Annotated in this window: 15 protein-coding genes; 9 read left to right on the forward strand and 6 right to left on the reverse strand. The window is 72.1% G+C overall.

Annotated features, from left to right (window positions below; genetic code table 11):
* The first annotated feature begins 9 nt into the window (after positions 1 to 9).
* From DP939_RS17090 to DP939_RS17115, 6 genes are all read left to right on the forward strand, one after another.
* Positions 10 to 1,377 (forward strand): ABC transporter substrate-binding protein, encoded by a 1,368-nt coding sequence (locus tag DP939_RS17090; protein ID WP_113981698.1) that lies wholly within the window; start codon positions 10 to 12, stop codon positions 1,375 to 1,377.
* Between the two features lie 35 nt (positions 1,378 to 1,412).
* The gene (locus tag DP939_RS17095; protein WP_147268028.1) at positions 1,413 to 2,333 is read left to right on the forward strand and encodes a carbohydrate ABC transporter permease; all 921 of its coding nucleotides are present in this window, start codon (positions 1,413 to 1,415) and stop codon (positions 2,331 to 2,333) included.
* Positions 2,334 to 2,339: 6 nt separating this feature from the next.
* A complete protein-coding gene (locus DP939_RS17100; protein ID WP_113981700.1) occupies positions 2,340 to 3,371 on the forward strand; it encodes a carbohydrate ABC transporter permease in 1,032 nt (343 codons plus the stop codon).
* 123 nt (positions 3,372 to 3,494) lie between these two features.
* Complete coding sequence (locus DP939_RS17105; RefSeq protein WP_113981701.1) at positions 3,495 to 4,175, forward strand: permease prefix domain 1-containing protein; 681 nt, start codon at positions 3,495 to 3,497, stop codon at positions 4,173 to 4,175.
* A 115-nt stretch (positions 4,176 to 4,290) separates the two neighbouring features.
* Complete coding sequence (locus DP939_RS17110) at positions 4,291 to 5,625, forward strand: M14 family zinc carboxypeptidase (RefSeq protein WP_113981702.1); 1,335 nt, start codon at positions 4,291 to 4,293, stop codon at positions 5,623 to 5,625.
* A gap of 121 nt (positions 5,626 to 5,746) precedes the next feature.
* Positions 5,747 to 7,216: a PucR family transcriptional regulator gene (locus DP939_RS17115; RefSeq protein ID WP_113981703.1), complete on the forward strand. Its 1,470-nt coding sequence runs from the start codon at positions 5,747 to 5,749 to the stop codon at positions 7,214 to 7,216.
* A gap of 31 nt (positions 7,217 to 7,247) precedes the next feature.
* Here DP939_RS17115 and DP939_RS17120 read toward each other — a convergent pair whose 3' ends face one another.
* Entirely contained in the window at positions 7,248 to 7,718 is a 471-nt protein-coding gene (locus tag DP939_RS17120) for an Lrp/AsnC family transcriptional regulator (protein ID WP_199565210.1), read from the reverse strand.
* Positions 7,719 to 7,812: 94 nt separating this feature from the next.
* On the opposite strand from DP939_RS17120, the gene DP939_RS17125 reads away from it, so the two are divergent.
* Entirely contained in the window at positions 7,813 to 8,571 is a 759-nt protein-coding gene (locus tag DP939_RS17125; protein WP_113981704.1) for a tRNA(His) guanylyltransferase Thg1 family protein, read from the forward strand.
* Positions 8,572 to 8,608: 37 nt separating this feature from the next.
* Entirely contained in the window at positions 8,609 to 9,139 is a 531-nt protein-coding gene (locus DP939_RS17130; protein WP_113981705.1) for an NUDIX hydrolase, read from the forward strand.
* 13 nt (positions 9,140 to 9,152) lie between these two features.
* On the opposite strand, the gene DP939_RS17135 is transcribed toward DP939_RS17130, so the two are convergent.
* Together DP939_RS17135 and DP939_RS17140 are read right to left on the reverse strand one after the other, a co-directional pair.
* Positions 9,153 to 10,298, reverse strand: a complete 1,146-nt coding sequence (locus tag DP939_RS17135) for an acyl-CoA dehydrogenase family protein (protein WP_113981706.1) — start codon at positions 10,296 to 10,298, stop codon at positions 9,153 to 9,155.
* Between the two features lies 1 nt (position 10,299).
* Positions 10,300 to 11,409, reverse strand: a complete 1,110-nt coding sequence (locus tag DP939_RS17140; protein WP_113981707.1) for a M24 family metallopeptidase — start codon at positions 11,407 to 11,409, stop codon at positions 10,300 to 10,302.
* Positions 11,410 to 11,442: 33 nt separating this feature from the next.
* On the opposite strand from DP939_RS17140, the gene DP939_RS17145 reads away from it, so the two are divergent.
* On the forward strand, positions 11,443 to 12,357 hold the full coding sequence (locus DP939_RS17145) for a 5'-3' exonuclease (protein ID WP_113981708.1): 915 nt from the start codon (positions 11,443 to 11,445) through the stop codon (positions 12,355 to 12,357).
* A gap of 148 nt (positions 12,358 to 12,505) precedes the next feature.
* Here DP939_RS17145 and DP939_RS17150 read toward each other — a convergent pair whose 3' ends face one another.
* The 3 genes from DP939_RS17150 to tatA all read right to left on the reverse strand — a co-directional run bounded on the left by DP939_RS17150 (position 12,506) and on the right by tatA (position 16,614).
* Positions 12,506 to 15,256, reverse strand: a complete 2,751-nt coding sequence (locus DP939_RS17150; RefSeq protein WP_113981709.1) for a DEAD/DEAH box helicase — start codon at positions 15,254 to 15,256, stop codon at positions 12,506 to 12,508.
* A gap of 115 nt (positions 15,257 to 15,371) precedes the next feature.
* Positions 15,372 to 16,238, reverse strand: coding sequence for a twin-arginine translocase subunit TatC (gene tatC, locus DP939_RS17155; RefSeq protein ID WP_113981710.1), 867 nt, complete (start codon positions 16,236 to 16,238; stop codon positions 15,372 to 15,374).
* A gap of 67 nt (positions 16,239 to 16,305) precedes the next feature.
* Positions 16,306 to 16,614, reverse strand: a complete 309-nt coding sequence (gene tatA, locus DP939_RS17160; RefSeq protein WP_113981711.1) for a Sec-independent protein translocase subunit TatA — start codon at positions 16,612 to 16,614, stop codon at positions 16,306 to 16,308.
* Between the last annotated feature and the right edge of the window lie 19 nt (positions 16,615 to 16,633).

A 16,633-nucleotide genomic window follows, 5' to 3' on the forward strand; every position in this document is an offset into this window, starting at 1 on the left:
AGGAGACGCATGAACGGGACCCTCCCCCGCTTACTGGCCGCCCTGACCGCACTCGTGTTCCTCACCGCGTGCACGACGGGCACGGGCGGCGAGGCCGCGCCGGTGCAGTTGCGCTGGTACTGCTGCCTGGGCACCGGCGAACAGGCCGACCAGGTCAAGGCGCAGCAGGCCGTCGTCGACGAGTTCAACGCCCGCAACCGTGACATCAAGGTGAAGCTGGAGGTCGTCCCCTACAACTCCGCCAGGGACACCCTCGCCACCCAGATCGCCTCCGGCAACGGCCCCGACATCGTGGGCCCGGTCGGCGTCGGCGGGGCCGCGGCCTTCCACGGCCAGTGGCTGGACCTCGGCCCGTTCATCAAGGCCCGCGGCTTCGACCTGCGCCCCTACTCCGAGGGCGCGGCCGACCTGTACCGGATCGGCTCGGTGCAGGAGGGCCTGCCGTTCGCGATCTACCCCTCGACCCTCTACTACAAGGCCGACCTGTTCGAGGAGGCGGGCCTGGCCGAGCCGCCGCACAAGTACGGCGAGAAGTACCGCTGGCCTGATGGGCGTGAGGCCGAGTGGAACTACGACACGCTGCGGGAGCTGGCGCTGCGCCTCACCGTGGACAAGAACGGCAAGGACGCCACCCAGGAGGGGTTCGACGCCGGGAACATCGTGCAGTACGGGTTCGAGCCCGCCCGCGACGACCTGCGCTACCAGGGCTCGGCCTTCGGCGCCGCGTCGCTGGACTCCGGTGACGGCAAGACCGTGAAGATCCCCGAGCCGTGGGCCGACGCCTGGCGCTTCTTCTACGACGGCATGTGGAAGGACCGGTTCGTGATGACCGGGCAGGTCTTCGAGACCGACCGGTTCAACGGCGACGGCGCCGCGTTCTTCTCCGGGCACGTCGCGATGAGCGTGAACTTCCTGTGGTCCACCTACGGCGTCGCGGGCGCGGGCCCCGACTGGGACCTCGCCGCGATGCCCTCCCACAACGGAAAGACCACCTCGCCCACCAGCGCCGACACCTTCCGCATCCTGGCCGGGAGCAAGCATCCGGCCGAGGCGTTCGAGTTCCTGAGCCACCTGCTGGGCCCGGCCTCGAACAAGCTGCTGGCGGCCTACGGGGCGATGCCCGCGCGCACCGCCGACCAGGACGCCTTCTTCACCAAGCTGGCCGCCCAGTTCACCAACACCGTGGACTGGCAGGTCGTCAAGGACAGCGTGCGGTTCGCCGACACCCCGCATTCGGAGGCGCACACTCCGAAGTACAACCAGACGCTCGCCATCCTCGGCACCTACCGCAGCCGCTGGATGACCAAGGGCGGACTGGACATGGACGCCGAGCTGTCCCGGCTGCGCGCGGAGATCCAGAAGATCTGGGACCGCTAGCCGCCGCCCTCACCCCCCCTCGTGAAAGGCGTCCGATGACCGCCGTTCGCATGCCCTGGCGGGTCCCGATGTCGCGGGAGGCCCGGCACGGGTATCTGTTCATCCTCCCGTGGATCATCGGGTTCATCGCGTTCACCGCGCTGCCGATGGCGGCCACGTTCGTATTCACCTTCCTCAACGTCTCACTGGCCGAGCCGGGGCCGCTGCGCTTCGTCGGCCTTTCCAACTACCGGCGGCTGCTCGGCGACGAGCAGGCGTGGGCGGCGCTGGGCGTGACCGCCCGGTTCGCGCTGATGTGGCTGCCGGTGGTCGTCGCGCTGCCGTTCCTGCTGGCCCTGGCGCTCAACAGCCGCAGCCTGCGCGGCAGCGGGGCGTTTCGGGTGCTGCTGTTCATGCCGTACGTCGTGCCGTTCGTGGCCGGCGCGCTGATCTGGCAGAACATGCTGGCCGCCGACGGCTGGATCAACTCCGCCCTGCGCCTGCTCGGCGTCGCCCACCCGCCGAGCTGGCTGCACGACCCGGCGTGGGTGACCCCGGGCCTGGTCCTGATCGGCCTCTGGGGGGTGGGCTCGGGGATCATCGTCAACCTCGCCGGGCTGCGCGCCATCCCCACCCAGCTCTACGACGCGGCCCTGCTGGACGGGGCGGGCTGGTGGCGCAGGCTGCGCCACGTCACGATCCCGATGATGTCGCCGGTGCTCTTCTACACGATCATCCTGGCCGTGGTGGAGGTGATGCAGTACTTCCTGGTGCCGCTGGTGCTGTTCGAGGGCAGCGGCGACCCCGGCGGCGCGACGCGCTTCTTCAACCTGTACCTGTACCAGACGTTCTTCACCTTCCAGGAGATGTCCTACGGTTCGACTCTGGCCTGGCTGCTGTTCGTCATCACCCTGGCCGTGACCCTGCTGCTGTTCCGCCTGTCCAGGCGGTGGGTCCACTACACGAGCGAGAGGTGATCCCCGATGCCACCGCTCGCCGCGCGGCGCGTCCGGGCCGCGATCTTGACGATCATCATGTTCGGCGTCGTGGCGGCGTTCCTGTCGCCGCTCGTCCAGATGGCGCTGACCTCGCTGAAGAGCGAGCGGCAGATCAGCCAGGCGTACGCGCCGGTGCTGCCGTCCGATCCGCGCGCCTTCACCTACCAGGGGCGGCGGTACGACGTGTACGAGGTGCCCATCGGGGGCGAGGTCCGCGAGCTGGCGCTGGTCCAGAAGGGGCGTACGCAGAGCGGGTTCGTCGATCCGGACCGCCCTCAGGACGGCGTGATCACCTGGGAGGGCTCCTGGCGGGCGCTGCGGCCGAGCTGGACCCTCGCGCCGCAGTGGTCGAACTACGCGGACGTGTGGAACCTGATCGACTTCCCCCGGCTGCTGTTCAACACCGCCGCCATCGCGCTGATCGGCACGCTCGGCACCGTCCTTTCCTGCACGCTGGTCGGCTACGGCTTCGCCCGCTTCCGCTTCCCCGGGCGCGGGCCGCTGTTCACCCTGCTGATCGCCACGATCTTCCTGCCCGCCACGGTCACGCTGATCCCGACCTACACGGTCTTCGCGCGGATCGGCTGGGTGGGGACCTGGCTGCCGCTGCTGGTGCCGGCGTTCTTCGCCAACGCCTACAGCGTGTTCCTGCTGCGGCAGTACTTCATGACCATCCCGCGCGAGATGGACGAGGCGGCCGCGATCGACGGGGCGGGGCCGCTGCGCACGCTGCTCTCGGTGATCGTGCCGCAGGCGTGGCCCGCGATCAGCGCGGTCACGTTGTTCAACTTCGTCTACACCTGGAACGACTACTTCACCCCGCTGGTCTATCTGTCCGGGCGGCCCGACCTGCAGCCGCTGCAGGTGGGGCTGGCCGCCTTCAACGGGCTCTACACGCACAATCCCGCCTACATCCAGGCCGGTACGATGATGACCATCGCCGTGCCGGTGCTGCTGTTCGCCTGCTTCCAGCGGGCGTTCGTGCGGGGGATCATGAGCACCGGGGTGGACAAGTGACCGGGGGCCGCCCGCGCCGGGTCGGGGACACATCAGGGGCTTCCCCGATTTCTCCTCCTAAAGAGGGACATAGTCTGGTCGCGGCACCGCCGTAGACACGCGAGCGCACCGAGCGAGGAGAGCATGGCACGAGGGACCGTCATCGAGGAGTACGTGACCTCCCTCGGCCGTGCGCTCACCGGGCCGCACCGGCGCAAGCGCGACCTGGTCACCGAGGCCCGCGACAGCCTGTTCGACGCGGCCGACGCACTGGAGCGGGACGGGCTGACGCGGGTGGAGGCCGAGCGGGCCGCGGTCGAGGAGTTCGGGCCGGTCGCTGAGATCGCCCCGGACTACCAGCGGGAGCTGGCCGCGGGCGCGGGCCGCAGGCTGGGCCTGGTGCTGTTCCTCACGGTGCCGCTGAGCGCGCTGATGTGGTCGGTGATCTGGCAGATCTTCCCGGCACGGGCGGTGGACCTGGTCAACCGGCCCGAGTGGTTCGTGCCGACTGCGCGGGCCGTGGACATCCTGCAGCTGCTGACCGGCCTGCTGGGCGGCGTGGCGGTGATCGCGCTCGGCCGCGGGCTGCGCCGCATCCGCAGACCGGAGCGGATCACCAGGGCGCTCGGGGTCATGGTCTGGGTGCTGCTGCCCGTCATGCTGGTGCTGTGCAGCGCGCTGATGTTCGGCGCGAACGGCCCGCAGGGGTTCGAGAACTACCCGCCCGGCGTCGGGCTGTCCTGGGTGAGCGCGCTGTTCATGGCGCTCCAGCTCTACGGCGCCTGCCGCTGCCTGCAGAGCAGCCGCCGGGCGCAGCTCGCCTGACCCTCCACAATGCGGTAAATAGCGCCCCTTGTCTGGATGGTTACTACAATGACCCGTTCCTCACGTTGGGAACTCCGACGATGATTTACCCCGGTGCGGGCGCGCATCATGAGGTGTGGTAGACGAACTGGACACCGTACCCGAGTATGACCGTTTCGCCACCGTCGACGAGGTGCACCAAAGCCTGGCGGGGCTCGCCCGCCACCATCCCGATACGGCCTCGCTGCGCCGGATCGGCACCTCCCGCCTGGGCGACCCGCTGATCTGCCTGACCGTGGGCGACGGGCCACGCCAGGCCATCGTCGCGGCGGGGCCGCACCCCAACGAGCCGATCGGCGGCCTGACCGTGACGCACCTGGCCACCCGGCTGTGCGCGGACGCCGGGCTGCGCCGCTCCACCGGGTACACCTGGCACATCGTGGGCTGCCTGGACCCGGACGGCACCAGGCTCAACGAGGGGTGGTTCGCCGGTCCGTTCACCAAGACCCACTACGGCAGGCACTTCTACCGGCCGCCCGGCCACGAGCAGGTCGAGTGGACCTTCCCGTTCGCCTACAAGCGCGCCTACTTCGACCGGGTGCTGCCCGAGACGCTGGCCCTGATGCGGCTGATCGACGACACCCGGCCGGACTTCTTCACCACCCTGCACAACGGCGAGGCGGGCGGGGTCTTCTACTATCTCAACCGGGCCGAGCCGGAACTGCACGCGGTGCTGAAGGCGCTGCCCGCCAGGTACGGGGTGCCGCTGCACGCGGGCGAGCCGGAACACCCCTCGGTACGCCGCCTGGAGCAGGCCGTCTTCCTGTCCCCCAGCATGGTCGACGCCTACGACTACTTCGAATCGCTCGGCCAGGACCCGACCGAGCACATCGCCGGCGCCGCCAGCGACTCCTACATCCGCAAGTACGGCACGCTCGGCCTCACCGCCGAACTTCCCTACTGGACCGACGACACCGCCGATGACACCACCCCCACCGGCACCCGCTACCGCGACCTGATCGCCGACCAGGCGGTGCTGATGCGCGACGCCTACCGGCTGCTGGACGAGACCCTGTCGGCCGCCTCCGCCGATCTCGTCACCACCTCACCGTTCCTGCGGGCCAGCCGGTCGTTCATCCCGATGCTCGAACGGATGGCGGTCACCGAGGAGAACCGCGCGGGCGCCCCGGAGAACGGCAGGCCCGCGACCGTCGCCGAGGTCGCCTCCTGCCGGGACAACCTCAACAGCATGCGGCTGCGCTTCGGCGGGATGCTGCTGCGGGCGCTGGAGGGCGAACTGGCCGTGGGCAACCGCACCCCCGAGATCCGGGCCAGGAGCCGGGAACTGGCCGCCGCCTACGCCAAGTGGTGCGAGGAGGCCGAATCGGTCGGCTCCGACCGGACCATCCCGATCCGGCATCTGGTCGCCATCCAGTACGGTGCGATCCTGGCGGGGGCCGCGCACGCCTGAACGGGCGGGGTCCGCGGCGCGGGGACGCTAGAGTGACCGGCACAGCCGCATTTCGGACAGTCCTTACAAGGTTTGCGATACTTTGGAGGATATATCCAAGATCCGGCGCGCTGGAGGCGTGATGCCGACCCTTACCGAACTCAGCCGCGCCCTCGGGCGCGCCCTGCGCCCGGAGGGCGACGCCCAGCCGCCGGACCGCCCGCTCACCGGCGTCCACGTCAGCGAGCTGACCGACCCCACCCCCTACCTGGAGGGCGGCGAGCTACTGCTCACCACCGGGGCGGCGCTCACCGGCGACGCGGCCCAGGCCCGGCTCTACGCCGCCAGGCTGACCGAAAGGGGCGTCGCCGCGGTCGGCCTCGGGCTCGGCCCGGTACACCGGCGGGTGCCGCCCGCCCTCGCCGACGCGTGCGCGCGGACCGGGCTGCCACTGCTGGTCGTGCCCGACCGCACGCCGTTCCTGCTGGTCGCCCGCACCTACTGGGGGCTGCTCGCCGAGGCCGGCCAGGAGGAGCTGAACGCCGCGCTCGGCGCGCACCGCGACCTGGTCCGCGCCGCCGCCGGGCCCAGCCCGGTCCCCGCGGTGGTCAGGTCCCTGGCGCACGCGGTGGCGGGCTGGGCCGCGCAGCTCACCCCCCAGGGGCGGCTCGTGGAGGTCTGGCCGCGCGACCGGCGGCCCACCGCCCGGCTCATCGCGGGCGAACTCGGCCGGCTCCGCGCCGCCGGCCCGCACGCCTCGGCGACGCTGCCCATCGACGGCGACGACGTGGTGGTACAGCCGCTCAGCAGGCAAGGACGGCTCACCGGGTTCGTGGCCATCGGCTGCCCGCCGCCGATGCGCGCCCGCGACCGCCAGCTCGTGCTGGCCGCCTGCTCACTGCTGGCCCTGCAGGACGAGCACCGGCGACGCGGCATGGCGGGGGCCAGAGCCGGCCGCGACGCGGTGGCCCGGCTGCTGCTGCTCGGCCACCCGGCCGCGGCCCGCGACCTGGCCGCCGACCTGGGGTTACCGGGCCCGCCCACCCGGCTGCGGGTCGCCGCGGTGGCCGGGGCGGGCACGGCGGGCCCCGAACTCCTGGACGCCGTGGAGACGGCGCTGCCCCGCGACCGGCGGCACGTCCTCGCCGCCGTCGGGCCGGACGAGGTGTGGACGCTGGTCCCGGCCGGCGACGTGCCCGCCGTCCAGGCGTGCGTGACGGAGTTCGTGGCCGGGGCGGGGGCCGGTGGGCGCGCGGTCGTGTCGCCGGAGCTGGCCGTACGCGACCTGGCCGGGCACCTGCCCGGACTGCGCGCGGCGCTCGCCCGGACCGGCGCGGGGAGCGTACGCGACCTGGCCCGGGAGAACGGCCCGGGCACCGCGCCCGCGCTGGAACCGCTGCTCGCCTACACCCGCAGCGACCTCGTCGGCGCGGTGGTCGCCTACCTGCGCCACCGCGGCCAGTGGGAGGCCGCGGCCCGCGAACTGGCGGTGCACCGCAACACGCTGCGCCACCGCATCGCCACCGCCGCCCGCGTGCTCGGCGCGGACCTCGACGACCCCGACGTGGCCAGCGCCACCTGGCTGCGGCTGCGCGAACGCGGCCTCGCCTGAGCCACTGTGAACGCCGGGGCCGCCCGGCGGGTCAGTCGGCGCCGGTGGGCTCGTGCTCGGCCGTCAGCGCCGGGGCGCGATGCTCGTACGGCGTGCTCAGCACCACCGTCGTCCGGGTGGAGACGTTGGCCGCCGCCCGGATCTGCTGCAACAGCTCCTCCAGCTCCAGCGGGCCCCGCACGCGCACCTTCAGGATGTAGCTCTCCTCGCCCGCCACACTGTGACACGCCTCGATCGCGGTCAGGTGGGCCAGCCGCTCCGGCGCGTCGTCCGGCGCGGCCGGATCGATCGGCTTGATGGAGATGAACGCGGTCAGCGTCAGCCCCACCGCGTCGTGATCCACCAGTGCCGCGTACCCCCGGATCACCCCCCGCTTTTCCAGGCGGCGCACCCGCTGATGCACGGCCGAGACCGAAAGCCCGGTCACCTTGGCCAGATCGGTGAAGCTCATGCGGCCGTCCGCGGCCAGCAACGTGACGATCCTGCGATCGATCTCCTCCACCCGCACCAAGGTAGCGGCCCGGCCACCCGGCGTACCACAGCGCGCGCCCGCCGATCCGCCATGATGGCAGGAGAAGGCCGAGGGAAGGCGACATGTGAACAGCAACGAGCTGGAAGCCAGGATGCGGGCCCGGGAGTGGTTCCACTCGCTGACCGTGCCCCCAGGGGCCTGGGCGATCATCAGGGTGGACGGCCGGGGCTTCTCCCGCTACACCGAGGGCAACTTCGACAAGCCCTTCGACGCCCGCTTCTCCGAGCTGATGACCACCGCGGCGCGCAGCCTGCTGGAGGAGTTCACCGGGCGCTACGCCTACACCGAGAGCGACGAGATCTCCGTGGTGCTGCCGCCCGGGTTCGACCTGTTCGGCCGCGAGCTGGAAAAGCTGGTGTCCATCTCGGCGGCCGTGGCCACCGCCGCCTTCACCCACGCGGCGGGCGAACCCGTGCGGTTCGACAGCCGCGTGTGGATCGGCGCCGGCGTCGAAGACGTCGTGGACTACCTGTCGTGGCGGCAGGCCGACGCCGGGCGGTGCGCGCTCAACGGCTGGTGCTACTGGACGCTGCGCAAGGCCGGCAACACCCAGGCCCAGGCCGCGCGCAGGCTCGACCGCACCGGCGTGGCCGAGAAGAACGAACTGCTGTCCCGGCACGGCGTCCACTTCGAGGAGCTGCCCGCCTGGCAGCGCCACGGCGTCGGCCTGTGGTGGGAGACCTATGAGCGCGTCGGCCACGACCCGATCCGCGGCGCCGACGTCACCACCACCCGGCGGCGCGTCCACGTCTCGCGCGACCTGCCGGCCAAGGAGGAGTACCGGCGCCTGGCCGAACGCCTCGTGCTCGGCGACCGGCCCTGATCCGCTCCCGGCACGCGGGTTCCCCTAGCATCGGGGAATGACCCCTCCCCTGGCCCGGACCACCGCCCGCGTCCTGCTCGTGGACGCCCGCGACCGGCTGCTGATGTTCCGTTTCCGCGCCTCCGCGCACTGGGGGCGCCCGCACTTCTGGGGCACCCCCGGCGGCGGTGTCAACGACGGCGAGGCGCTGTCCGACGCCGCGGCCCGCGAGCTGTGGGAGGAGACGGGGCTGCGCGTACCGGCCGCGCGCCTCGGACCGGTGGTCGCCCGCACCGCGGGGCCGACAGAGTTCGACGGCGTGCCGGTCCGGGCCAGCGACTCGTTCTTCTTCCTGCGGGTCGAGGAGCACACCCTGGACACCAGCGCCCAGGAGGACCTGGAACGCGAGCTCATCTCCGCCCACCGCTGGTGGAGCCTGCCCGAGCTGCTGGCCACCGACGAGCTGATCCTGCCGCTGCGGCTCACCGGCCTGCTGCCCGGGCTGCTCGCCGGTGACCTGCCCGCCGCGCCCGTCGAGCTGCCCTGGCGGGGCGACGCCGAAGCGGCGGCCCCGCCGCCCGGGACCTGACGCGCGCCCGGGATCAGTCCCTGGCCAGCGCCCGGGAGATCACCAGCCGCTGGATCTGGTTGGTGCCCTCCACGATCTGCAACACCTTCGCCTCGCGCATGTACCGCTCGACCGGGAAGTCCTCGACATAGCCGTAGCCGCCGAAGATCTGCACGGCGTCGGTGGTGACCCGCATGCACGCGTCGGTGGCGAACAGCTTGGCCATGGCCGCGCGCGTGCCGTACGGGCGGCCCGCGTCGCGCAGCCGGGCCGCGTCCAGGTACAGCGCCCGCGCGGCGGAGATCGTGGTGGCCATGTCGGCCAGCATGAACCCGACGCCCTGGAAGTCGGCGATCCGCGAACCGAACTGCCGCCGCTCCCTGGCGTAGGCCACCGCCGCGTCGTAGGCCGCCTGGGCCACGCCGACCGCGCACGCGGCGATGCCCAGCCGCCCGCCGTCCAGCGCCGCCATGGCGATCTTGAAGCCCTCGCCCTCGGCTCCGACCAGAGCCTCCGCGGGCAGCCGGACGTCATCGAGGCGGACCTGCGCGGTCGGCGAGGCCCGCATGCCCATCTTCCGCTCCGGCGCGCCGAACGACAGCCCGGCGGTCCCGGCCGGAACGTGCAGGCAGGAGATGCCCCGCGCGCCGTCGTCGGACGTGCGGGCCATGACGGTGTAGAAGTCGGCCACGCCGCCGTGGGTGGTCCACGCCTTGACGCCGTTGACCACGAAACCCTCGGAATCGCGTACCGCGCGGGTGGTCAGCGCCGCCGCGTCCGAGCCGGACTGCGGCTCCGACAGGCAGTACGCGCCCAGCAGCTCACCGCCGAGCATCGCGGGCAGCAGCCGCTCGCGCTGCGCGGCGTCGCCGTAGGAGGCCACCGGGAAGCACGACAGGGTGTGCACCGACACCCCGAGGCCCACCGCCAGCCACGCCGCCGCCAGCTCCTCGACCACCTGCAGGTAGACCTCCTGCGGCTGGGCCGCGCCGCCGTACTCCTCGGGATAGGGCAGGCCGAGCAGCCCCGAGGCGCCGAGCGTGCGGAACACCTCGCGCGGGAAACGCCCCGCCGACTCCTCGGCGGCGGCCCGCGGCGCGACCTCCTTGGCGGCGATCTCCCTGGTCAGCTCGATCAGGTCGTGCCCCTCCTGGGAGGGCAGCACCCGCTCGACCGGCATCTCAGACCACCACCAGCTCGCGGGGACGGACGTTGACGCGCTCGCCGCCGTCCTCGCCGCACACCACGATGTCCTCGATACGCGCGCCGTGCGCGCCGGAGCGGTAGATCCCCGGCTCGACGGAGAACGCGAACCCGGGAGCCAGCGGCTCGGCGTTGCCCGCCACGATGTAGGGGTCCTCGTGGGTCTCCAGGCCGATGCCGTGGCCGGTGCGGTGGATGAACAGCTCGCCGTACCCGGCCTCCTCGATCACCCGGCGGGCCGCGGCGTCGATCGACTCGCACGTCACGCCCGGCCGTACCGCCGCGCAGGCCGCCTCCTGGGCCTGGCGCAGCACCTCGTAGTAGGCGGCGAAGTCGGCGGGCGGCTCGCCCACGCAGTAGACCCGGGTGGAGTCGGAGCAGTAGCCGCTCGGCATCTGGCCGCCGATGTCGACCACCACCGGCTCGCCCGCCTGGATGACCCGGTCGGACAGGTCGTGGTGCGGGCTCGCGCCGTTAGGCCCCGAGGCCACGATGACGAAGTCGACCGTGGCGTGCCCGGCGGCGATGATCGCGTCCGCGATGTCCCGCCCCACCTCGCGCTCGGTGCGGCCGGGGCGCAGGAACCCGGGCACCTGGGCGTGCACCGCGTCGATCGCGGCCCCCGCCTCGCGCAACGCCGCCACCTCGGCCGGGCTCTTGCGCATCCGCATCTCGCGCAGCACCGATGAGGCCAGCACCTGCTCGGCCCCCGGCAGCGCGTCACGGAACCGCAGCGAGGTCATCGCCCACATCCGATCGGCCAGGGCGACCCTGGCCACCCCGCCGCCCAGCCGCTTGGCCACATGCGCGAAGGGGTCGTCGGTCTCCTCCCAGGCCACGAACTCCACACCGAGCCGCGACGCCGGAGAGTGCTCGGCGGCGGGCAGTTCCAGCCGGGGCACCATCAAGAAGGCGTCACCGGCGGCCGGGACCACCAGGCACGTCAGCCGCTCCAGCGGCAACGCCTCATAACCGGTGATGTAGCGAAGGTCGGGTCCGGGGGTCAGCAACAGCGCGTCGATGCCCGCCCGCCGGGTCGCCTCCTGCGCGGCGGCGAGCCGGGCCACGGGGTACAGATCAGAGGTCACGGGTCCAATGTAGGCCGTGCGAGGATGAGGGTCATGCCCGGACTGATGCTGCTCGACACCGCCTCGCTCTACTTCCGCGCGTTCTACGGCGTGCCCGAGTCGGTCACCTCTCCGGACGGCCGGCCGGTCAACGCCGTCCGCGGCCTGATCGACATGATCGCCACCCTGGTCCGCTCCGGCTCCCCCACCGAGCTGGTGGCGTGCATGGACGCCGACTGGCGGCCGGCGTTCCGGGTGGCGGCGGTGCCGTCGTACAAGGCCCACCGGGTCGCCGAGGGCGACCAGGAGGACGTGCCGGACGCGCTGGCGCCGCAGGTCCCGATCATCGAGGAGACCCTGGACGCCCTCGGCATCGCCAGGATCGGCGTGGCCGGTTACGAGGCCGACGACATCATCGGCACCTGCACGGCCCGCGCCAAGGGCCCCGTCGACATCGTCACCGGCGACCGCGACCTGTTCCAGCTCGTGGACGACGCCCGGCAGATCCGCGTCCTCTACACCGCGCGCGGCATCCGCAACCTCCAGGTCGTGGACGAGGCCGCGGTGACCGCGAAGTACGGCATCCCCGGCCGGACCTACGCCGACTTCGCCACGCTGCGCGGCGACCCGAGCGACGGCCTGCCCGGCGTGCCCGGCGTGGGCGACAAGAGCGCCGCCGCGCTGATCAACCGCTTCGGCGACCTGCCCGCGATGCTCGCGGCCCTCGACGCCGGGCAGACCGAGGGCTTCCCCGCCGGGGCCCGCACCAAGCTGTCCGCCGCCCGCGACTACCTGCGGGTCGCCCCCGCCGTCGTCAAGGTCGCGCACGACGCCCCGCTGCCCGACATCGACCTGACCCTGCCCGCCGAGCCCCGCGACAAGCGCGCCCTGGTCGCCCTCGCCGACCGCCATGGCCTCGACGGCCCCCTCAACCGCCTCCTCGACGCCCTGGCCAAGACCACCGCCTGACCCATCCGCCCCGCCATGATCCCCGGCGGCCGGGGCGGGCGGTCACGCCCGCCGAGGCCGGAGAGACCCGCCGCGCCCCCGGAACCGAGTGACCGGGCGACCCCCGGCCCTCGCCGGAAACAGGGCGGCGGACCCCCGGCGGGGCGGGTCAGGTGACGGAGGTGTAGGCGACGACGCCGCGGCGGATGGCGTCCATGGCCTTGGAGGCGTTCTTCTTGACCGGGCTCTGCGGGGCCGCCGCGTCGCCGATCTGCCCGAGCAGGTCCAGGAGCTGCTTCATCCAGCGCACGAAGTCGCCCGCCGCCAGCTCCGTGCCGCCCGCTCCGTCGGTCAGGACGGCGTCCAGGCTGTGCCCGCGGGCCCAGCGGAAGGCCGCCCAGGCGAACCCGAAGTCGGGCTCGCGGGTGAACGACAGCCCGTGGCTCTCCTCGATGACCTCAAGGTCGCCCCACAGCCGGACCATGGCCGCCAGCGTCTCGGTGGCCTCCCCCGCCGGGATCTTGGGGCGGCGCGCCTCGTCCGACTGGCGGGACTCGAAGACCAGCGCCGACACGCACGCCGCCAGCTCGGCCGGGTCGAGCGCGTCCCACAGCCCCGAGCGCAGGCACTCGGCGGTGAGCAGGTCCAGCTCGGTGTAGAGTGCGGCCAGCCGCCTGCCCTGCACGGTCACCGTCTCCCCGTCCAGGTAGCCGAGCTGGTCCAGCACCCCGCACACCCGGTCGAAGGTACGGGCGATGACGTGGGACCTGCTCTCCACCCGGCGCCGCAGCCCCTCGCTCTCGCGCAGCTGCTTGTAGTAGCGCTCGGCCCAGCGGGCGTGGTCCTCGCGCTCCTCGCAGGCGTGGCAGGGGTGCTGCCTGATCAGCCGCCGCAGCTCGGTGACCTCTTCGTCCTCCACCGCGTGGTCCCTGGCCCTGGGCGGCTTGCCGAGATCGCGGTCGCCCAGCTTGGCGTGCATGGTGGCCACCAGGTCGGCGCGGTCTCGCGGGGCGCGGGAGTTGAAGTTCTTTGGAATGCGCAGCCGTTCGACGGGCTCCACCGGCACCGGGAAGTCGGCCGCCGACAGCCGCTTGACCTGCTTGGCGATGGTCAGCACCAGCGGCGAGGGCCCCTCGCCGCGCCCGGCCAGGCCACGCGGGTTGAGCCCCGGGTCCAGCACCACCGCCAGGCCCGCCCGGCGTCCGGCGGGCACCCGGATCACATCGCCCGGCCGCAGCGCCTCCAGCGACCTGATCGCCTGCGCCCGGCGGGCCGCGGTGCGCTGGCGGGACAGGTCGGACTCGCGGTCCGACAGCCGCCTGCGCAGCGCCGCGTACTCGCTGAAGTCGCCCAGGTGGCAGGTCATCGCGTCCTGGTAGCCGGCCAGGGCCTCGTCGGTGCGGCGGAGCTGCCTGGCCAGCCCGACCACCGCCCGGTCGGCCTGGAACTGGGCGAACGACGCTTCGAGCAGCGTGCGCGCCCGTGCCCGCCCAACCTGGCCCACCAGGTTGACCGCCATGTTGTACGACGGGCGGAAGCTGGAGCGCAGCGGGTAGGTACGGGTGCTGGCCAGCCCGGCGACCGACACCGGGTCGCCGCCCGGCTGCCAGATCACCACCGCGTGGCCCTCCACGTCGATGCCCCGCCGCCCGGCCCGCCCGGTCAACTGGGTGTACTCGCCGGGGGTGAGGTCGGCGTGGGTCTCGCCGTTCCACTTGTCGAGCTTTTCGATGACCACCGAGCGGGCCGGCATGTTGATGCCCAGGGCCAGCGTCTCGGTGGCGAAGACCGCCTTGACCAGGCCCTCGGTGAACAGCTCCTCCACGACCTCCTTGAAGGTGGGCAGCATGCCCGCGTGGTGGGCGGCGAGGCCCCGCTCCAGGCACTCGCGCCACTCAAGGAAGCCGAGCACCGCGAGGTCTTCGTCGGGCAGGTGGGCGGTGCGCTCGTCCACGATCTGGCGGATCTCGTGCCGCTCCCGCTCGGTGGTCAGCCGCAGCCCGGAGTACAGGCACTGCATGACGGCGGCGTCGCAACCGGCCCGCGAGAAGATGAAGGTGATCGCGGGCAGCAGCCCTTCGGCGTCGAGGCGCTCCACCACGTCGGCCCGGCTCGGCGCGCGAAACCCGCGCGGCCTGCCGTACCCGCGCCTGCCCCGCGGCGGGCCGCCGCCGAGCCGCCCCTCCTCGCGGGACATGCGCAGCAGCTCGGGGTTGACCCTCGGCCGCTCGCCCTCCTCCTCGGAGACGAACAGGTCGTACAGCCGGTTGCCGGCCAGCATGTGCTGCCACAGCGGCACCGGGCGGTGCTCATCGACGATCACCGTGGTGTCGCCGCGGACCTCGCCCAGCCACTCGCCGAACTCCTCGGCGTTGCTGACCGTGGCCGAGAGCGCCACCACGCGCACCGACTCGGGCAGGTGGATGATGACCTCTTCCCACACCGCCCCGCGGAACCGGTCGGCCAGGTAGTGGACCTCGTCCATCACCACGAAGCCCAGCCCGGCCAGCGTCGCCGACCCGGCATAGAGCATGTTGCGCAGCACCTCGGTGGTCATCACCACGATCGGGGCCTCGCCGTTGACGCTGTTGTCGCCGGTGAGCAGGCCGACCTTCTTGGTGCCGTAGCGCTTCACCAGGTCGTTGTACTTCTGGTTGGACAGCGCCTTGATCGGGGTGGTGTAGAAGCACTTGCGCCCCTGCTCAAGGGCCAGGTGGACGGCGAACTCGCCGACCACCGTCTTGCCCGAGCCGGTGGGCGCGGCCACCAGCACTCCGTCACCGGCCTCCAGGGCGTGGCACGCGTCGATCTGGAACTCGTCCAGCTCGAAGTCGTACAACTCGCGGAACGACCTCATCGCGGGGCCTTCGTGGGCGATGCTCTCCCGGAAGGCCGCATACCGCTCCGCTGGCGTCGTCATGCTGCTCAGCCTACCGATACCGGGATTCCGGTCGGTCCGTCCGGTGTGAAACCGGCCGGCTCCTTTACAAAGTAGATCTCAGAGTGGCCGGAGTCCGGCCGTTCCGGGCGTCGGGCTAGCGTGCCGGTTCCTGGTCGTCGGAGCCGCCGAGATCCAGTGGCGATGCCTCGTCGTCGTCGAGGCTCGAATAGTCCTCGCCCGCGGGCCGCCGCTTCTCGCGCAGGAACATGAACAGCTCGGCCAGCATGAACAGGATGACCATGGGCGCCGCCAGCGCCATCATGGTCAGCGGCTCGCCGCCGGGCGTGGCCACGGCCCCGAACACGAACATCAGGAAGATGACCATGCGCCGGTGCTTCTTCACCGTCTGGTGCGGGAGCACGCCGATGATGTTGAGGAACACCATCAGCAGCGGCAGCTCGAAGGAGATGCCGAACACCAACAGCATGATCATGGTGTAGCTGAGGTACTCGTCGATCTGGATCAGCGGCACGGTGTCGTCGGGGGCGAAGCCCAGGAGCAGCCCGAGCGCGGTGTCCTGGACGATGTAGGCCAGCGCCGCGCCCGCCAGGAACAGCGGGATGGCCAGGCCCAGGAAGCCGACCGTGTAGCGCCGCTCGTTGCGGTACAGGCCCGGGGTGACGAACGCCCAGATCTGGTAGAGCCACACCGGAGAGGCCAGCACGAGCCCGACCATGGCCGAGACGTGCAGGGTGAGGAAGAAGGACTGGAAGATGCCGCCGACCGCCAGGCTGCAGTCCCCCGGCCGCAACTGCTGCGCGGCCGCCGTGTCACAGAACGGCGCCTTCAGGAAGGCCCACACCGGGTCGAAGAAGAGGAACCCCACCACGGTGCCCACGACGACCGCGAGGACCGCGATGACGAGCCGGTTGCGCAGCTCGCGCAGGTGCTCCATCAGGGGCATGCGCCCCTCGGGGTCCCGCCCGTCGGCGCCGGGCTTGGGCCATTTCAGCAGAGCCATACGGGTGTCCTGGTCTCGGGGAGGAGTAGGCGTGAGCGGGCCGGCCCTGGGGCCGAGGCCGGGGCCGTCAGCTCAGCTTGTCCTTGAGGCCGCCGGCCTGGGCCCGCTCGCGCTCGGCGAGGATCCTGGCCTGCTCCTCAGGGGTCAGCACGACGGCCTGGTGGATCTGCGGCTGGGGCTGGGCGGGCTGCTGCTGCTGCGCGTCGACCTTGTCCACCGTGGTCTCGTCGTCCTCGCGCAGCTTCGCGGTCTCCGACTTGAAGATGCGCATGGAGCGGCCGATCGAACGGGCGGCGTCAGGAAGCTTCTTGGCACCGAACAGCAACACCAAGATGACCGCGATGATGATCAGCTCAGTAGGTCCCAGGTTGGGCATGACACATCCTTTACACCGA

Source organism: Spongiactinospora rosea (assembly GCF_003315795.1).
GTDB classification, from domain to species: domain Bacteria; phylum Actinomycetota; class Actinomycetes; order Streptosporangiales; family Streptosporangiaceae; genus Spongiactinospora; species Spongiactinospora rosea.